At 62.7% G+C, this 16,917-nt stretch carries 16 protein-coding genes; 11 read left to right on the forward strand and 5 right to left on the reverse strand.

Features of this window, described 5'->3' with window-relative positions:
- Positions 1-7 precede the first annotated feature (7 nt).
- Genes G9X67_RS15440 through G9X67_RS15450 form a run of 3 tightly spaced genes read left to right on the forward strand, consistent with a single transcriptional unit; the run spans position 8 to position 3,554 of the window.
- Positions 8-2,119, forward strand: a complete 2,112-nt coding sequence (locus tag G9X67_RS15440) for a pseudouridine synthase (protein ID WP_171599074.1) — start codon at positions 8-10, stop codon at positions 2,117-2,119.
- Positions 2,100-2,660 carry a 16S rRNA (guanine(966)-N(2))-methyltransferase RsmD gene (gene rsmD, locus G9X67_RS15445; protein ID WP_138390684.1) on the forward strand — a complete coding sequence of 187 codons (561 nt, stop codon included), beginning with the start codon at positions 2,100-2,102 and terminating at the stop codon, positions 2,658-2,660. Before G9X67_RS15440 ends, rsmD begins: the two co-directional genes overlap by 20 nt.
- A 12-nt stretch (positions 2,661-2,672) precedes the next feature.
- Positions 2,673-3,554 carry a patatin-like phospholipase family protein gene (locus tag G9X67_RS15450; RefSeq protein WP_138390683.1) on the forward strand — a complete coding sequence of 294 codons (882 nt, stop codon included), beginning with the start codon at positions 2,673-2,675 and terminating at the stop codon, positions 3,552-3,554.
- A 12-nt stretch (positions 3,555-3,566) separates the two neighbouring features.
- Here the strand turns inward: G9X67_RS15450 and G9X67_RS15455 are convergent, their stop codons facing one another.
- From G9X67_RS15455 to G9X67_RS15470, 4 genes are all read right to left on the reverse strand, one after another.
- A complete protein-coding gene (locus tag G9X67_RS15455) occupies positions 3,567-4,019 on the reverse strand; it encodes a copper uptake system-associated protein (protein ID WP_138328906.1) in 453 nt (150 codons plus the stop codon).
- 13 nt (positions 4,020-4,032) lie between these two features.
- Positions 4,033-5,406, reverse strand: coding sequence for a PepSY domain-containing protein (locus G9X67_RS15460; protein WP_171599075.1), 1,374 nt, complete (start codon positions 5,404-5,406; stop codon positions 4,033-4,035).
- 89 nt (positions 5,407-5,495) lie between these two features.
- Positions 5,496-5,903, reverse strand: coding sequence for a hypothetical protein (locus tag G9X67_RS15465; RefSeq protein WP_171599076.1), 408 nt, complete (start codon positions 5,901-5,903; stop codon positions 5,496-5,498).
- A gap of 89 nt (positions 5,904-5,992) precedes the next feature.
- On the reverse strand, positions 5,993-7,807 hold the full coding sequence (locus G9X67_RS15470) for a monovalent cation:proton antiporter-2 (CPA2) family protein (protein ID WP_171599077.1): 1,815 nt from the start codon (positions 7,805-7,807) through the stop codon (positions 5,993-5,995).
- Positions 7,808-7,926: 119 nt separating this feature from the next.
- Here G9X67_RS15470 and G9X67_RS15475 point away from each other — a divergent pair, with 119 nt between their 5' ends.
- The 6 genes from G9X67_RS15475 (at position 7,927) to lpxK (ending at position 13,949) form a co-directional block, all read left to right on the forward strand.
- A complete protein-coding gene (locus G9X67_RS15475) occupies positions 7,927-9,273 on the forward strand; it encodes a TldD/PmbA family protein (RefSeq protein WP_171599078.1) in 1,347 nt (448 codons plus the stop codon).
- 180 nt (positions 9,274-9,453) lie between these two features.
- On the forward strand, positions 9,454-10,263 hold the full coding sequence (locus G9X67_RS15480) for a 3'(2'),5'-bisphosphate nucleotidase CysQ (protein WP_171599079.1): 810 nt from the start codon (positions 9,454-9,456) through the stop codon (positions 10,261-10,263).
- 61 nt (positions 10,264-10,324) lie between these two features.
- Positions 10,325-10,570, forward strand: a complete 246-nt coding sequence (locus G9X67_RS15485; RefSeq protein ID WP_003545820.1) for a DUF4170 domain-containing protein — start codon at positions 10,325-10,327, stop codon at positions 10,568-10,570.
- Between the two features lie 176 nt (positions 10,571-10,746).
- The gene (gene waaA, locus G9X67_RS15490; RefSeq protein ID WP_171599080.1) at positions 10,747-12,066 is read left to right on the forward strand and encodes a lipid IV(A) 3-deoxy-D-manno-octulosonic acid transferase; all 1,320 of its coding nucleotides are present in this window, start codon (positions 10,747-10,749) and stop codon (positions 12,064-12,066) included.
- 9 nt (positions 12,067-12,075) lie between these two features.
- Complete coding sequence (locus tag G9X67_RS15495) at positions 12,076-12,798, forward strand: HAD family hydrolase (protein ID WP_171599081.1); 723 nt, start codon at positions 12,076-12,078, stop codon at positions 12,796-12,798.
- Between the two features lie 77 nt (positions 12,799-12,875).
- The gene (gene lpxK, locus G9X67_RS15500; protein WP_171599082.1) at positions 12,876-13,949 is read left to right on the forward strand and encodes a tetraacyldisaccharide 4'-kinase; all 1,074 of its coding nucleotides are present in this window, start codon (positions 12,876-12,878) and stop codon (positions 13,947-13,949) included.
- Positions 13,950-14,104: 155 nt separating this feature from the next.
- Here the strand turns inward: lpxK and G9X67_RS15505 are convergent, their stop codons facing one another.
- Positions 14,105-14,989: a GntR family transcriptional regulator gene (locus tag G9X67_RS15505; RefSeq protein WP_171599083.1), complete on the reverse strand. Its 885-nt coding sequence runs from the start codon at positions 14,987-14,989 to the stop codon at positions 14,105-14,107.
- Positions 14,990-15,088: 99 nt separating this feature from the next.
- On the opposite strand from G9X67_RS15505, the gene G9X67_RS15510 reads away from it, so the two are divergent.
- Both G9X67_RS15510 and G9X67_RS15515 read left to right on the forward strand, forming a co-directional pair.
- On the forward strand, positions 15,089-16,147 hold the full coding sequence (locus G9X67_RS15510) for an ABC transporter permease (protein ID WP_171599084.1): 1,059 nt from the start codon (positions 15,089-15,091) through the stop codon (positions 16,145-16,147).
- Positions 16,144-16,908, forward strand: coding sequence for an ATP-binding cassette domain-containing protein (locus tag G9X67_RS15515; protein ID WP_171599085.1), 765 nt, complete (start codon positions 16,144-16,146; stop codon positions 16,906-16,908). The genes G9X67_RS15510 and G9X67_RS15515 overlap by 4 nt, the downstream gene beginning before the upstream one ends.
- Positions 16,909-16,917 lie beyond the last annotated feature (9 nt).

The raw sequence follows: 16,917 nt of genomic DNA on the forward strand, positions 1-16,917 counted from the left end.
ACAACAAATGACACCCAAAGACAAGCCAAAACGCCCGGGCGCAAAGCCCCTTTCACGGGATATCAGGTCGAAAGCCGGCCCGAAGGCCGACGGCGACAAGCCGGCAAAGCCTGCGGTCGCACGCGCAATCGCCGCCGAAACCGATGGTGACGCCAAGGCCGAACGCATTTCCAAGGTGATGGCGCGCGCCGGCGTCGCCTCCCGCCGTGACATCGAACGCATGATCATGGAAGGCCGTGTGACGCTGAACGGCAGGGTTCTCGAAACCCCCGTCGTCAACGTCACGCTCGCCGATCGCATCGAAGTCGACAGCGTGCCGATCCGCGGCATCGAGCGCACCAGGCTGTGGCTCTATCATAAGCCCACCGGCCTGGTGACCACCAATGCCGATCCGGAAGGCCGCTCGACCGTCTTCGACAACCTGCCGGAAGAATTGCCGCGCGTCATGTCGATCGGCCGCCTCGATATCAACACCGAAGGCCTGCTGCTCTTGACCAATGACGGCGGTCTCGCCCGCGCGCTCGAGCTGCCGGCCACCGGCTGGCTGCGGCGCTACCGCGTCCGCGCCCATGGCGAGATCGATCAGGACGCGCTCGACAAGCTGAAGGAGGGCATTGCCGTCGACGGCGTGCTCTACGGCTCGATCGAGGCGACGCTCGACCGCACCCAAGGCTCGAACGTCTGGATCACCATGGGTCTTCGCGAAGGCAAGAACCGCGAAATCAAGAACGTGCTCGGTGCGCTCGGCCTCGACGTCAATCGCCTGATCCGCATTTCCTATGGCCCGTTCCAGCTTGGCGACCTGCCGGAAGGCCATGTCGTCGAAGTGCGCGGCCGCACACTGCGCGACCAGCTCGGCCCGCGCCTCATCGAGGAAGCCAAGGCGAATTTCGACGCGCCGATCTACAATACGACGGCGGTCGCTGCCGAGGAAGAGGCAGAGCCCGCAGCACCGGAAAAGCGCGAGCGTCCGCGTCGCGACGAGGACAAGCGCGAACGGGCGCTGAGCCGTCTCGATACGAAGCGCGACGACCGCCATGGTGGGGCGCGCAAAGAGGACGATCGCCGCGACGGCGGCCGCAGGGACGACGAGAAGCCGAAGCGTCCCCAGCCGCTCGGCCAGCGCCGCAGCGCCAATGTCTGGATGGCGCCGGGCGCCCGGCCGCTCGGCGAAAAGGCAGCGGCGAAAGCCGCCAAGAATGCGCAGACTGCGCGCCGGCGCGGCGAGCAGGCGCCGGCAAAGAATGATCGCATCGAGGATCGCCCGCGCACGCAGGTGAACCGTGTGCGCGAAGAGGATGGCGAATGGATCCGCTCGAGCGAGCAGCCCCGCGGCAAGGATGAGGGCGAAGGCTTCGGTCGTAAGCGTTCCTTCGGGGATCGACCCGCCCGCGAAGACCGCGGTTCTGGCGACCGCCCGGCGCGCGGCGACCGGCCGTTCGGTGATCGTCCCTCGCGTGGGGATCGGCCCTTCGGCGACAAGCCGCGCGGTGATCGCAAGCCGCGTGCGGATGGCGACGAGCGTCCTCGTGCCGCGAGAAGCTCCGCAGGTGATGCCCGTTCTGAGCGTCCGCGCGGCGACCGGCCGTTCGGTGATCGTCCCTCGCGTGGGGATCGGCCCTTCGGCGACAAGGCGCGCGGTGATCGCAAGCCGCGTGCGGATGGCGACGAGCGTCCTCGTGCCGCCAGAACCTCCGCCGGTGAGGGCCGCTCTGAGCGTCCGCGCAGCGACCGCCCCTCCGGTGATCGTCCTTCACGTGGAGACCGGCCCTTCGGCGATAAGCCGCGTGGGGATCGCAGACCGCGCGAGGACGGTGATGAGCGTCCGCGGGCAGCCAGAAGCTTTGCCGGCGAGGGCCGCTCCGAGCGTCCGCGCGGTGAAAGATCGTTCGGCGACAAGCCTTCGGGTGACAGGCCTTCTGGAGACAGGCCGCGCGGCAAGGGCTTTGCGGCCAAGCCCGGTGGGGCCAAGCCCGGTGGGGCCAAGAATTTTTCCGGCAAGCCGAAAGGCGCCAAGCCGGGCGGGGACAGACCAGGCGGCGACAGGCCTGCGGGCGGGCCGTCCAGAGGTGGTGCTAAAGGAAAAGGAATGACACGCGGTGCGGATCGTCGGCGGTGAGTTTCGCGGACGGCCTCTCGCCGTGCCAAAATCCAACGAGATCCGGCCGACTGCCGACCGGACGCGCGAGAGCCTGTTCAATATATTGAGCCATGCCTATCCGGAATGCGTCGATGGCACCCGGATTCTCGACCTCTTTGCCGGCACCGGCGCCGTCGGCCTCGAAGCGGTTTCACGCGGCTGTCGCCATGCGCTCTTCGTCGAAAACAGTGTCGAGGGCAGGGCGCTGCTCTGGGAGAATATCGATGCGCTCGGCCTGCATGGCCGCACGCGGATCCTGCGCCGGGATGCGACCGATCTCGGCAGCGTCGGCAATCTCGACCCCTTCGACGTGATCTTTGCCGACCCACCGTATGGCAAGGGTCTCGGTGAGAAGGCGATGGCGGCGGCGGCCGAGGGCGGCTGGCTGCGGCCAGGCGCAATCGCGGTGCTCGAAGAACGGGCCGATATTGTCGTTTCCGTCCATCCTTCCTATGTCTTCCTCGAAAGCCGCATCTTTGGCGATACGAGGGTGCATTTCTTCCGATATCAGCCGCAATAAGCGGGGGCGGGCGTGCAGCAGGCAGAGATCATCAGCCCGAAATTGCCTGCGATCAGCGATGTGCCGACGGTCGCCGTCGCTTTTGGCGGCGGCGGTGCGCGTGGACTTGCCCATATCCATGTCATCGAGACGCTCGATGAACTCGGCATCCGCCCGGTGGCGGTATCAGGCTCGTCGATCGGCGCGATCATGGCGGCCGGCATGGCGGCCGGCATGTCAGGCGCCGAAATCCGCGAACATGCGCTGACGACCGTCGGCAACAAGACGGCCGTCGTCGCCCGCATCTGGGGCCTGAGGCCGGCGACGGTGCGCGATGCGGTGGCCAAGGGTATCCGCATCGGCCAGTTCAATCTGGAGCGGATCCTCAAGGCCTTCCTGCCGTCCGAGCTGCCGGCCCGCTTCGAGGATCTGCTGGTCCCGATGAAGGTGATCACCACCGATTATTACGGGCAGTGCGAAGTCATCATCGAGCAGGGCGAGCTGTTTCCCGCACTCGCGGCTTCTTCCGCCATCCCCGCCGTCTTCATGCCGGTGCGCCTGCGCGACCGCGTGATGATCGACGGCGGCATCAGCAATCCGGTGCCCTATGAATGCCTGATGGATCTTGCCGACATCGTCGTCGGCATCGATGTCGTCGGCGCGCCGGAAGGCGACGGCACCCATATTCCGAACCGTATGGAGAGCATCTTCGGTTCCGGCCAGCTGATGATGCAGACGGCGATCTCGCTGAAGCTGAGGCTTCGCCCGCCGCACATCTTCCTGCGCCCGACGGTCGGGCGCACCGGCGTCATGGATTTCCTCAAGGCTCGCGAAGTCCTCGCCATGTCCGTCGGCGTCAAGGACGACCTGAAATTCGCCCTTGACCGGGAAATCGAAGCGCGGCTGAAGCGCTAGCTGTTTTTCGCTTCATTGGGCATGGCCCTCATGGCCGGCATGACCCGCGCCGTTTGAAACCTCATTCATCATCACCGTGCCCTCGAAGCTTGAGAAGAGCGCAAGCGCGGAAGAATCGAGGCCCGCCTCGGCATCCTTCAGTTTCGCAGCCAGCCCGGCGGCGTCATCTGCGGAGAGCCCGATCGTCTCCAGCGTCCCGGTATCCTTCAGGCTGTCGCCGCTGCAGAGATAGATGCTCCAGCCATGATGCGTCTTCTTCATCAGGGCCCGTCCCCCGCGTCCGTCCTGCAGCCAACCGACGATCGCCCAATCGGCCTGAACGACGACCGGCGCGATATCGAGCGGCTTGTCTGGCCTTTCGAACATCACCTTCAGCCTCGCCGGGATCGCCTGTTGCGGATCGTCATCCGCAGATGCCATGGAGGCAAACAGCATGCCGGCAACAATAGCGATGATCTTTTTCATCTGATGGCCTCCCTCAAGCGAGAACGCGTCTCAACAACGGTACGAACCGCACGACGATCTGGTCGAAGGCGATCATGGTCAGAATCGCCAGCCCGCTCATCGGGAAGGTGACCGCGAAGATCCCGACAATTACCCACAGGCCGTAATAGATCGAAGGCTTTGGCGGCATGGGTGGCACGCCGAGGCGGCCGATCGGGCGCCGTTTCCACCACATGAGGACGGCGGTCACGCAGCTGAGCACAATTGCGACGCATGTTGCGAGCATCAGCAACTGGTTGAAACGCCCCCATTCCTGTCCTTGGTGGACATTGATGCCCCACTCGATCGCTTTGCCGAGGAACGGATATTGATCAAAGCCGATATCGATCAGTGGTTTGCCGGAATACTGGTCGATATGGAGCGTGCGTTCGTCGGTAAGGTCGTCGGGAAAGAGCGAGGCGGTATAGACGCCCGTCTCGTCGGAGGGGATCGCCACGTCGAAGCCCGGCGCCATGCCCAGCCGTTTAGCGATCTCCACGGCTTTATCGAGGCCGATTGGCCTGGCTGATTGCGCTGCGGCGATATCGGAAAGCGGAACGGGCGCCTTCTCGACGATCCAGCCGCTGTTCGGAAGGATATCCTCGGTGACTTTTTGCGACTTCGGCACGTCGTCCCAGAGCTGGACCGGATAGCCAAGGCCATGTTCGGTCAGCCAGGCATTGGCGTTCGCCCCCCAATAGCCCGACCATGGCATGCCTGACATCGCAAGGAAGAAGATCAGGACACCGGCGAAGGCTCCGGTCACCGCATGCAGGTCGCGCCAGAAAACGCGGCGGCCGGGCGTTCCCCGCACGCTGACGACGCCGCCCGTCTGGCGTCGCGGCCACCAGAGATAGATGCCGGTGACGACGAGCACCATGGCAAAGCCGCCGGCAATTTCGATCAGCCGGTTCGTCAGGGTGCCGAAATAGGCGAGGCTATGGATGCGCTTGACGACATAATTGAACTCGTCGGTCGATCCGACCACATCGAGCACCTTGCCGTCATAGGGGTTGACGAAGACCAGCATCGAGCCGGCATCGCTGGCGAGGGTGACGATGGCCGATCGCTCGGGCAGGACCGGGTCTTTGTAGGATGTGACGGTTGAGCCCGGCACGGAGGAGGCGGCGATCTCTGCGATCCGCTCCGGCGACAGCGTTTCGCCAGCCGGCTGGACACTGTAGCGGTAGCCGAAGAAGGTGCTGTTGATCTCGTCCTTGAAGAGATAGAGCGATCCGGTGACGGCCAGATTGAGCAGGAAGGGTATGACGAGAAGCCCGGCAAAGAAATGCCAGCGCCAGATGGCACGGTAGAGCGAAACGCCGTTTGCGGCGTCCTCTGCCGGTTCGGCAGCAGTAATAGTCGACATGAGAATGGATCCGTATCCACAACCGACGGCACGCATGCAGGTCGGCCGGCGTTGAAAGGCGCGTCACGGCGCCTGCCGCAACGCGAAGTTCAGGTAAGGATCGGATCGGAAGGAGGAGCCCGAGGACCGGTATTGGGCGGGAAAAGCTGGCGATGGAAGGCCTCGGTCCGGATCGGCAGTTCAACCGCAGCCGCAAAGGGTATGGCAGCACCGGAGATGTCCGCCGGCGCCGGCAGGAGAATGGCGGTGCTGATCCGGCAGGCTTCGCAACCGTGCGAATGCGACTTGTCGTGCTGGCTCTGACCGGATTTGTCCGTCGTGGTAACGCAAAGTGTCGGCAGCGTCCCGTCCGGAAGCACATATTGGGCGAGTTCAGCCGGATCGAATTCGCCAGCCGCTGCGGCGGGAAGCTGATGGGCGAAGCCGACGAACACCAGTGCGACCGCGCACAGGATGCGCAGCGCCCATTGTTCGATCTGTGCCGCCCGTCTGATCAAGTTTCCCTCTTGGATCGCTCCGATCGGACGTTTGATAAACGCCGCCTCCCTGATATTCAATGCGTCAATTTTGCAACAAGTCGGGGCGATCAGGCATCCGCCGTCGCATCCGCGGTCCCGGCCAGCGGATCGCCCTCGAAAGGATCGGCGGCGCGTTTCGGTTTGACCAGCGGTTCGGGGCGGACGGGATGGGAAAACAGCATGTCGCGCCCGGCCTGCAGTCCTTCGGACACCTGGAGCACCAGACGCGCCTCGTCGCGCTTGCGGATATCCTCGCCGATTTCGTAGGCGTCGACCTCGGAAACGCCGAGCGCCTCCAGCGTTCGCCGTCCGAAGAGAAGGCCGGATTCCAGCGTTTCGCGCAGCTCGTAGTCGACGCCCTTGTTGCGCAGTTCGATCGAATGGATGCGGTCGTAGGAGCGCACATAGAGCCGGGTGTGCGGATAGTCGGCCTGCACCAGCTCCACCACCTTGTCGGTGATTTCCTTCTTCTGCGTGCAGACGAGCACGATCTTCGCCCGGTCGATGCCGGCCGAGCGCAACACGTCCTTGCGGGCGCCGTCGCCGAAATAGATGCGGAAGCCGAAGGAGGAGGCCTGACGGATGCGGTCGGCGGAAAAATCGATGACGGTGACGCTGCGCCCGCCGGCAAGCAGGATCTGGGCGGCGATCTGGCCGAAACGCGAGAAGCCGACCATCAGCACGTCGGCGCCGGCTCCCTCGAAATCCTCGTCCAGCTCCTCCTGTTCGTCGCCGTTGAGCAGCCGCTTCGAAAGGGCCGACCCGATCGGCGTCAGCGCCATGGACAGCGTGACGATCGCGACCAGCAGCGAGGCCGTGCTCGTCGACATCAGCCCGGCCGCCCCCGCCGTGGTGAACAGCACGAAGCCGAATTCACCGCCCTGCGGCAGCAGGAAGGCGATGCGGATCGCATCGTCATGCGAAGAGCCGGAGATCCGGCAGATGCCGTAGATGACGATCGCCTTGACGGCCATGACGATCGGCACGGCGACGATGACGAAGAGCGCGTTGTCGGCGAGAACGTCGAGCTCCAGCGACAGGCCGACGGCGATGAAGAAGATGGCGAGCAGCACGCCGCGGAACGGCTCGATATCCGCCTCCAGCTCGTGCCGGTAGGAGGATTCAGCAAGCATCACGCCGGATAGGAAGGCGCCCATCGCCATCGAAAGCCCAGCTAGCTGCATCAAGCTCGCCGATCCCATGACGACGAAGAGGGCAGCCGCGATCATTGCTTCGCGCGCGCCGGTCCGGGCGATGATCTGGAAAAGCGGCGTCAGCAGGTAACGTCCCATGACGATCATCGCCGCAACCGCGCCGACGGCGATAGCGAAATCGAACAGTGGCGCGTTGCTGCCCTTATCGCCGCCGTCGAGGATGGTGATCAGCGCCAGCAGCGGCACGATCGCCAGGTCCTGGAACAGCAGCATCGAAAAGGAGCGTTGCCCGTATCGCGTATTGACGTCGCCGTCGCCCTCGAGGATCTGCATGGCGAAGGCGGTCGAAGACAGCGCCAGGCCAAATCCGGCGACGATGCTGCCGCGCCAGTCGAGAACCTGGGAAAACCAGGCAAGCGCGGTCAGCGCTAGCCCCGTCAGCACCACCTGCGCCGCGCCGAGGCCGAAGATGTCGCGCCGCATCTGCCAGAGGCGGGTGGGTTTCAACTCCAGTCCGATGATAAACAGCAGGAAGACGACGCCGAGTTCGGCGACGGCGAGGATCTGTTCGCCATCGGTGATGCCGTGGAAGACCGGGCCGATGACGATGCCGGCGGCGAGATAGCCGAGCACCGTGCCGAGCCCGAGTTTCTTGAAGATCGGCGCGGCGACCACCGCCCCGCCAAGCAGCAGGATCGTTTCGGAAAAAAAGGCATTGGGCGCTGACATGCTGACAATTTCTTTCGACGGCGGGGAGCAAGCAGGCAGCCCGGATAAAGAATCGGTGACGGCGGCCTTGATGCTTGGGAGAGTGCACAATAAATGGAAGCCGAAGGAAAGGCCAAATCATGTCCTCTGAAATTGATTCCTCGACACTTCTTTCCCGCGCAAGTCAATTGATCGATCTGGCAAGGAAGGCAGGGGCCGATGCCGCCGACGCCGTCGTCGTCCGGTCGCGCTCGCAATCGGTCAGCGTCCGCCTCGGCAAGGTCGAGGGCACGGAATCCTCCGAAAGCGACGATTTCTCGCTGCGTGTCTTCATCGGCAAGCGTGTCGCCAGCGTTTCGGCCAATCCGGGCTTCGATCTTCAGGCGCTGGCCGAACGCGCCGTCGCCATGGCCAAGGTTTCTCCGGAAGACCCCTTCGCCTGCCTGGCGGATGAGGCGAGCCTTTCGAGATCCTATCCCGACCTGCAATTGCTCGATACCACCGAGGTATCCTCCGAGATGCTGCGCGAGGCGGGTCTTGCCGCTGAAGCAGCAGCACTTGCGGTCAAGGGTGTCACCAATTCTTCCGGCGCCGGCGCGTCGGCCGGCATGGGCGGCCTCGTTCTTGCCACCTCGCACGGTTTCGAAGGCAGTTACATGGCCTCCCGTTTCGGCCATTCCGTCAGCGTGATTGCCGGCGAAGGCACCGGCATGGAGCGCGACTATGATTATGACAGCCGTCTCTATTATGCCGAGCTCGACGATCCCGCTGAAATCGGCCGTCGCGCCGGCGAACGGGTGATCAAGCGCGTCAATCCGCGCCAGGTGCCGACCGGCAAGGACATCACCGTCATCTTCGATCCGCGTGTCGCCCGCGGCTTCGTCGGCCATATCGCCGGTGCGATCAATGGTGCTGCCGTCGCCCGCAAGTCCAGCTTCCTGCGCGACAAGATGGGTCAGCAGATCCTGAAGTCAGGCCTGTCGATCACCGACGATCCGCTGATCGTGCGCGGCCCTTCCTCGCGGCCCTTCGACGGCGAGGGCGTGTCCGGCGAGCGGCTGGTGATGATCGAGGATGGTGTTTTGAAGCACTGGTTCCTCTCGACCTCGACCGCGCGCGAGCTCGGCCTCGAAACCAACGGCCGCGGCGTGCGCGGCGGCACCGCCGTCTCGCCTTCCTCCACCAACCTCGCGCTGGAACCCGGCGAGATCTCGCCGGAGGATTTGATCCGCAGCGTCGGCAACGGTTTTTATGTCACCGAATTGATCGGCCACGGCGTCAACATGATCACCGGCGAATACAGCCGCGGCGCCACCGGCTTCTGGATCGAGAACGGCGAACTCACTTTCCCGGTCTCCGAGGTGACGATCGCCTCGAACCTCAAGGAGATGTTCATGCGCCTGACGCTGGCAAACGACATCGACCGGAAGTTCGGCGTCGCGGCCCCCACCTTCGCCATCGAAGGCATGACGCTTGCAGGGCGCTAGAGCAGGTCTCGCAAAAGTGTGCAGCGGTTTTGCGATAAAGACATGCGGAAAAACAAAGACCTAAAGCGTGGCAAGCGAATCTGAAAGATCGCGACACGCTTTAGAGCATGATGCCGAAAAGTGTGAGCGGTTTGCGGACGACATCATGCTCCAACTGTCCTTGAGAAATGGATTGATCTGATGAGCGACATGGAGAAAGCCCGGTGGCAGAGCGATCTCACGCTGATCGTCGATGCCGCGAAAGAGGCGGGTGCCGTCGCTTTCGGCTTCTTCAACCAGTCGCCTGAGGTCTGGTGGAAGAACGAGGACCGTTCGCCCGTCAGCGCCGCCGATTTCGCCGCCAACAAGACGCTCGAGACCATCCTGCGCAAGGCCCGGCCGGATTATGGCTGGCTGTCGGAAGAAACCGACGACGATGCCGACCGTCTCTCATGCGAGACGCTGTTCATCATCGATCCGATCGACGGCACGCGCGCCTTCCTCGGCGGGCAGAAGGTCTGGTGTGTCAGCGTCGCGGTGGTTCATCGCGGCCGGCCGGTCGCCGGCGTGCTCTATGCCCCGGCGCTCGAGGAGCTCTATGAGGCGGTCGAGGGCGGCGTGGCGCTGAAGAACGGCGTCCCCTTCACCGTTTCGGCGGCCGGACCGGAAGAGATGAGCCGCCTTGCGATCGGCGACGACCTGCTGAAGACCTTTCCACCGGAGTTCCGCGACCGGGTGACGCGCGAGAAATACATTCCCTCGCTCGCCTATCGCATCGCCATGGTAGCGGACGGCCGTCTCGAAGGCACCTTCGTCAAGGGCAATTCACATGATTGGGACCTTGCCGCTGCCGATCTGATCCTTGTCTGCGCCGGCGGCGGCCTCGTCGACATCGAAGGCCAACCGATCGTCTACAATCGCGCCGAAGTCACCCACAAGGTCCTCTGTGCGGCGCCAACGCCTCGCCTTGAGGAATTCCTCACGGCCTTTGCGGGACGACGAGACAGTTGACGTTTCCGTCAAAATCCCGCAGATGGGTGGCGGAGGAGAATAGGCAGAAAGAGAACAAAAAATGACTGACTCCGGTGACAAGAAGCAGCTTCTGCATCTCGTTTTTGGCGGCGAACTGGAAAGCCTCGATGACGTTCAGTTCCGTGATCTGCAGGGTCTCGATATCGTCGGTATTTTCCCGGATTACGCCACGGCGCTGACGGCCTGGAAGTCGAAGGCGCAGCAGACGGTCGACAATGCGCATATGCGCTACTTCATCGTCCACATGCATCGTTTGCTCGATCCGCAGGAAAAGCCCAAGGGCTGAGCTTAGCAAGTGCTGCCGGCCGGCCGGCCGCTCGTCGAGCGGGCTTTGCTGCATCGGGCGCGCCCGTCGATCCGGATTGTTTGACGCATTCTGAACAAATTAATCGGCCATTGCGGCCGCAACGATAATTAGGGAATGGGTTTGATGTCGATCGGTTTTGATCGGAGGCTGGCGCGATGAGTTCCCGGATGGCGCGGTTCGGTCTGAGCGCATACCGTCTGGCGGGAACCGTGGCCTCTCCAGTCGTCGGCCTCTATATCACCTACCGCACGGCCAAGGGCAAGGAAGACCGGGCCCGCCGCCTGGAGCGTTTCGGCTATCCGAGCGCCAACCGGCCGCAGGGCCCGCTCATCTGGTTCCATGCCGCAAGCGTCGGTGAAACCAACGCCGTCATCCCGCTGATCCGCGAAATCCGCCGCCGCGACATCCATGTCATCCTGACGACCGGCACCATCACGTCGGCCAAGCTCGCCGCCGAGCGTCTCGGCCAGGAAGCAATTCATCAATATGTGCCACTCGACCTGAAGCCTTCCGTCAGCCGCTTCCTCGATTACTGGCAGCCCGATTGCGCCATCATCGCCGAATCCGAGATCTGGCCGGCAACGGTGCTGGAGCTCGGCCGCCGCCGCATTCCGCAGATCCTGATCAACGCCCGCATGTCGGACCGCTCCTTTGCCCGCTGGCGCCGCCGCCCGGCGATCGCCGAAGCCTTGTTCGAGAATCTTGCCCTCGTCATCGCCCAGTCGGATGTCGATGCCGAACGTTTCCGCGATCTCGGCGCTGTGCCCGTCATCACCTCGGGCAATCTGAAGGTCGATACCGACGCGCCGCCTTATGACAGCGCTGTCTTCGCCCGCTATAAGAAGCAGATCGGCGATCGCAAGACCTGGGCGGCGATCTCGACCTTCGACGGCGAGGAGAATGCCGCCGCCATCGTTCATCGGGCGCTCAGGGAGCGCGACCATCAATTGACCATCATCGTGCCGCGCCATCCCGAGCGCAGCGATGAGATCGAGGCGGCGCTCGTCAAGCAGGGGCTGAAGGTCGCCCGCCGCACCCGCGACGATGTCTTGTCCGCCGATGTCGATATCTTCCTCGGCGATACGATCGGCGAAATGGGCCTCTATCTGCGCCTGACGGAAATCGCCTTCGTCGGCCGCTCGCTCTTTGCCGAAGGCGGCCAGAACCCGCTGGAGCCTGCCATGCTCGGCTGCGCCATTCTCTCCGGCGGCCATGTGCAGAATTTCCGCGATGCCTATCAGAAGCTTGCTCGCAGCGGCAGCGCCCGCATGGTGCGCGATACCGAAATGCTGGCCAAGGGCGTGCATTATCTGCTGATCAACGACGACGCCCGCCGCAATATGATCGAGGCCGGCATCACCGCCGTGCACGAAATGCGCGGCGCGCTGACAGCGACGGTGAAGGGCCTGGAACCCTATATCAATCCGCTGACGGTGAAGGCGCGGCTGCTGCCCAAGGCCGTGGCCCAGGTCTAAGGAGCTGAGATGTCGGCAGCGTCCCCTATCAAAGGCATCCTCTTCGACAAGGACGGCACGCTGCTCGACTATGACGAGAGCTGGCTGCCGGTCAATCGCGAGCTTGCCCGCATCGCAGCCCAAGGGGATCAGCTTCTCGCCGACCGGCTGCTTTCGGCCTGCGGCATGGATCCGGTGACCGGCCATATCGTTCCCGACAGCCTGCTTGCCGCCGGCAATACCCGCCAGATCGCCGAGGGTCTGGTTGCCGCGGGTTCGATGGTCGATGTCGGCGAGTTGACGGTCCGCCTCGACGAACTCTTTTCCAGCGCTGCCGAATTTTCTGTGCCAGTGACCGACCTTGCCGGCTTCTTCGCCCGGCTGCATCGGCGCGGCTTCAAGCTCGGCGTTGCCTCCAGCGACAATGAACGGTCGATCCGCCAGACGGCGGAACGTTTCGGTTTCGCCGGCTATATCGATTACATCGCTGGCTACGACAGCGGTTTCGGCGTCAAGCCGGAGCCGGGCATGGTGCTCGGCTTCTGCGCCGCGACCGGTCTTTCGCCTGAAGAGGTCGCCATGGTCGGCGACAACAATCACGATCTGCACATGGGTCTGAATGCCGGCACCGGCCTGAGGATCGCGGTGCTGACCGGCACCGGTTCGCGGGAGACGCTTGCCGCCGCGGCCGATCACGTGCTCGACGATATCACCGCCATCGAGACGCTGCTGCCGGACCTGCAGCCCGCCTAATCCGTAAGGGCTTGCATTTTCATCGATTTTGGCTTCTCAATCCGGCCAGTCGAGGGGCAGGGGAGCGGGACGGCAAGATGATATCTGAAGCGCCACCGTTCTGGTGGAGGAAAGCCGATTGGCGGGCCTGGCTGCTGCTGCCGCTTTCTTTTCTCTATGGCCGTATTGCCGGCCACCGCATGGCCCATGCGCGCCGCGCCTCCGTTCCCATCCCGGTTGTCTGCGTCGGCAATTTCACCGTCGGCGGCGCCGGCAAGACGCCGACGGCGCTGACGATTGCCCGCGCCGCCAAGGCGAAGGGGCTGAAGCCCGGCTTTCTCAGCAGGGGTTACGGCGGCTCGCTCGATGTGACCACCGTGGTCGATCCCGATCATCACCGGGCGATTGCCGTCGGCGACGAGCCCTTGCTGCTTGCCCAGGAAGCGCTGACGGTGATTTCCCGCCGGCGCGTCGAAGGGGCTCAGCGGCTGGTGGCGGAGGGCGCCGATCTCATCATCATGGATGACGGTTTCCAGAGTGCCCGGCTGGCGATCGACTATGCCCTGCTCGTCATCGACGCGACGCGCGGCCTCGGCAACGGCCATATCGTTCCGGGTGGCCCGGTTCGCGCGCCGATCCGCCAGCAGCTGCGTTCTGCGACCGCTTTGCTGAAGGTCGGTGGCGGCAACGCCGCCGACAGGATCGTCCGCATGGCGGCGCGCGCGGCAAAGCCCTATTTCACCGCATCGCTGAAAGTTCGCGGCGACAATACGCTGGCCGGCACGAAGGTGCTCGCCTTTGCCGGCATCGCCGATCCCGCCAAATTCTTCCGCACGGTTGAATCCCGCGGCGCCGAGATCGTCGTCGCCAAGAGCTTCGGTGATCACGAGCACCTGACCGAGGAGGAGATCGACGACATCCTGACGACCGCCGAGCATCAAGGTCTCCTGATCGTCACCACCTCCAAGGATTTCGTCCGCCTTTCCGGCCATCACGGCAAGGCGGCGCGGCTCGTCGAAAAGAGCCGGGTGATCGAGGTCGACATGGTCTTTGAGGATCACCTCGCCCCCAGCCTCATCATCGACCGGGCGATCGCCGCTTGCCGCGAGCGGCGCCTGCGGGAGATGAAGGCCGGGGGTAAAGCAATTCCGGGAAAGGCTGAACCGCTCTAAAGCATGTCGCGCAAAAGTGTGCAGCGGTTTTGCGACAACGACATGCGTAAAAACAAAGACCTAAAGCGCGACAAGCGAATCTGAAAGATCGCGACGCGCTTTAGCGGGCTGCTGCAAAACGTCTCGTCCTGCGCACATCTGTACAGGCAACGCGATCACGCGATCGAGCGAAGCAAAGTCTCGCGGGCGGAAGTCAGATGCAACCGACATGCGCGATCGATCGAAGCGATATTACGGCTTTCCAGGGCTTCGATCAGCGCGAGATGCTCTCTGATGGCGACCTCGTTCCGCGCGCGTTCATCACGCTTGTTCCATTGATAGTGATAGTGGAAGACCATGGTTATCACGTCTTGGAAGCTTTCGATAAAGCGGTTTGGCGCGACAGCCGTAATCAGCCGGTGGAACCGGCTGTCCAGCTCCGAGAAATCCTGAAACCGGGCGTCGATATCCGCGAGCAGTTCCAAATGTGCCGCCCGCATAGCTTGGATCTGTTTCCAGACGGGCGAGCCGTCGGGCAGGGCAGCGAAAAGCCGTGCGGAGCGCATTTCGAACATCTCTCTGATCTCGAACAGTTCGAGTGCGAAACTGGCTGTGAACCCTTTAAAAACCCAGCCTGCATTCTGACGCTTCTCGATCAGCCCATATTTCTGAAATCGATTGAGAAACTCACGGACAATCGTTGTCGCGACGCCGAATTTCCGAGCTAATTCCGTCTCATTGATTTCTGTGCCCGGACAGGCATCACCGCGCAGCATCCATTCCATGAAGCTCGTCTCGACCTGTTCCGAAATTGCCAAGGTCTCTTTCTTCGGATAGCGCTCTTTCTGCCGTGGCTGCTCACCTATGATCCGCCTGTGCGCTTCAGATATGATGATCCCACGGGCGGACATCCCTGCCAGCACCTTCCGCACCGTTGTTCTGCTCACGCCAAGCTGGGCGCGCAGGACGTTTTCGGACGGCAATTCCGCCCCAAGATCGAGCGTCCGAATGATATCGATCATATCATTGAATGCCCGCTTGAAAGTCGTATCCGTTCTCATGGCGCAACTCCCGGTATGGTTAGATATCCATAAAAAACAATTTGACGCACGTGTATCATATGTTTCTTATGTATAAAAAACGGGGGAGGCTAGGGGAATTTGGAAGACTCCGGGATTCTGCCTCAGAATTCGTCGCGGCCTGGCGGTTCGCAGGATGCAACCTTCCATCCGAGACAATCTGGCATCACATTGGGGCTGAGGCTATTGAGCCTGGGGCCACTATTGATCCTCATTATGCTCATCGCCGTCGTCAGTTTGATCACGCCGGCTTTTCTAAAGCCCATGAACCTCGGGAACATCCTTGCGCAGACGGCAGTGATTGCCGTTGTCGCAATGGGGCAGCAGCTCGTTATCCTGACGCGCGGGATTGATCTGTCTGTCGGCTCGAATCTTGCGCTCGCGACAGTCATTGGCGGGCTCGTCTACCAGCAGGTTGATTCCTCGATCGTCGTCATTGTGGCCATGCTGCTTGCGGGTGCGGCTGTCGGTGCGGTCAACGGCGTGGTCTTTGTCTATGGCCGGCTGCCGCACCCCTTTATCATTACACTTGCGAGCTTGAGTATCTGCCGCGGCCTGGCACTTGCCTTGGCGCCCGGCCACACGACCATGCGCGGGATGCCTGATGCAGTGACTGCAATCGGTGGCGGTACGACGCTTGGTGTGCCCAATTCCTTCTTTGTCGTTGCGATGTTCGGGTTTCTTTTTCTGATCCTGACGAAGTCGATGGTCTGTGGCCGATGGATCTATGCGGTCGGCGGCGCGCCGAATGCCGCCAGAAGCATGGGTATACCGGTAAAGGGTGTTCTGCTCGCAACCTATATTATTTGCGGCTTTTGTGCAGGTGTCGGCGCGGTGCTGCTTGCGGGACGGACCGCCGCCGCCTCGCCAATCTACGGCAATCTTTTGGAACTCGACACGATTGCTGCGGTGATTATCGGTGGCGCCAGCTTCCTTGGCGGACGAGGCCATCTCGGCCACGCCCTGATCGGCGCCGTGCTGATCGGCGTCATCCGCAACGCCCTTAATCTTCTCGGGGTCGACGTGTTCTTTCAAATGATCGCGATTGGGCTCGTCATCGTCATCGCCGTAGAGGCTGATGTGCTTCGCAACCATCTCGAGGCGCGCGCACGCGTGCTTCAATCGGCGAGAGTACAATGAACCCGGCATCCACCACACCGGCACTTTCGGTTCGAAACGCGCAGAAGCGCTTTGGCGCCATCCATGCCCTGAAAAATGTAAGCTTTGATGCCTACTCCGGTGAGGTAACCGCTCTCTTGGGTGACAACGGCGCCGGCAAGTCGACGCTCGTCAAATGCATCAGCGGGCTTCATCGTCTCGACGAAGGAGAGATCCTCGTGGATGGTGCGCCCGTATCGCTCCATTCAACGGCGGCGGCTCGCCGCGCCGGCATTGAAACCGTCTATCAGGATCTGGCGCTTTTCGACAACCTGACCCCCGTCCAGAATTTCTATTGCGGACGAGAAATCTCTTTCCCCTCCTGGCTGCCGCGTCCGCTCCGCTTCCTCAACACGGGCCTGATGAAGCGGGAAGCGGCGAGTGTCATCGATCGCCTGAAGGTTAAGCTGCAGAGATTCGATGCGCCGGTCGCGCTGATGTCCGGGGGACAGCGACAGGCGATCGCGGTCGCGCGCGCCATTGTTTTTGCGCGCAAGCTGGTAATCCTTGACGAACCAACGGCCGCCCTCGGTCTTCGCGAGTCTCGCCAGGTTCTTGACCTTATCCATCAGCTCAAAGCCGACGGCAATGCCGTGATCATCATCACGCACAATATGGAGCATGTCGTCGAAATCGCCGATCGGGCGGTTGTGCTGCGGCAGGGTCGCAAGGTGGGTGAACTGAAGCCAACGCAAGCCAACAAGCAGGACCTTGTCGCGATGATTGTCGGCGCCGAGGCTTAAGGGAGATCG

This window comes from Rhizobium sp. WYCCWR 11152, from assembly GCF_013087615.1.
Lineage (GTDB): Bacteria > Pseudomonadota > Alphaproteobacteria > Rhizobiales > Rhizobiaceae > Rhizobium > Rhizobium indicum.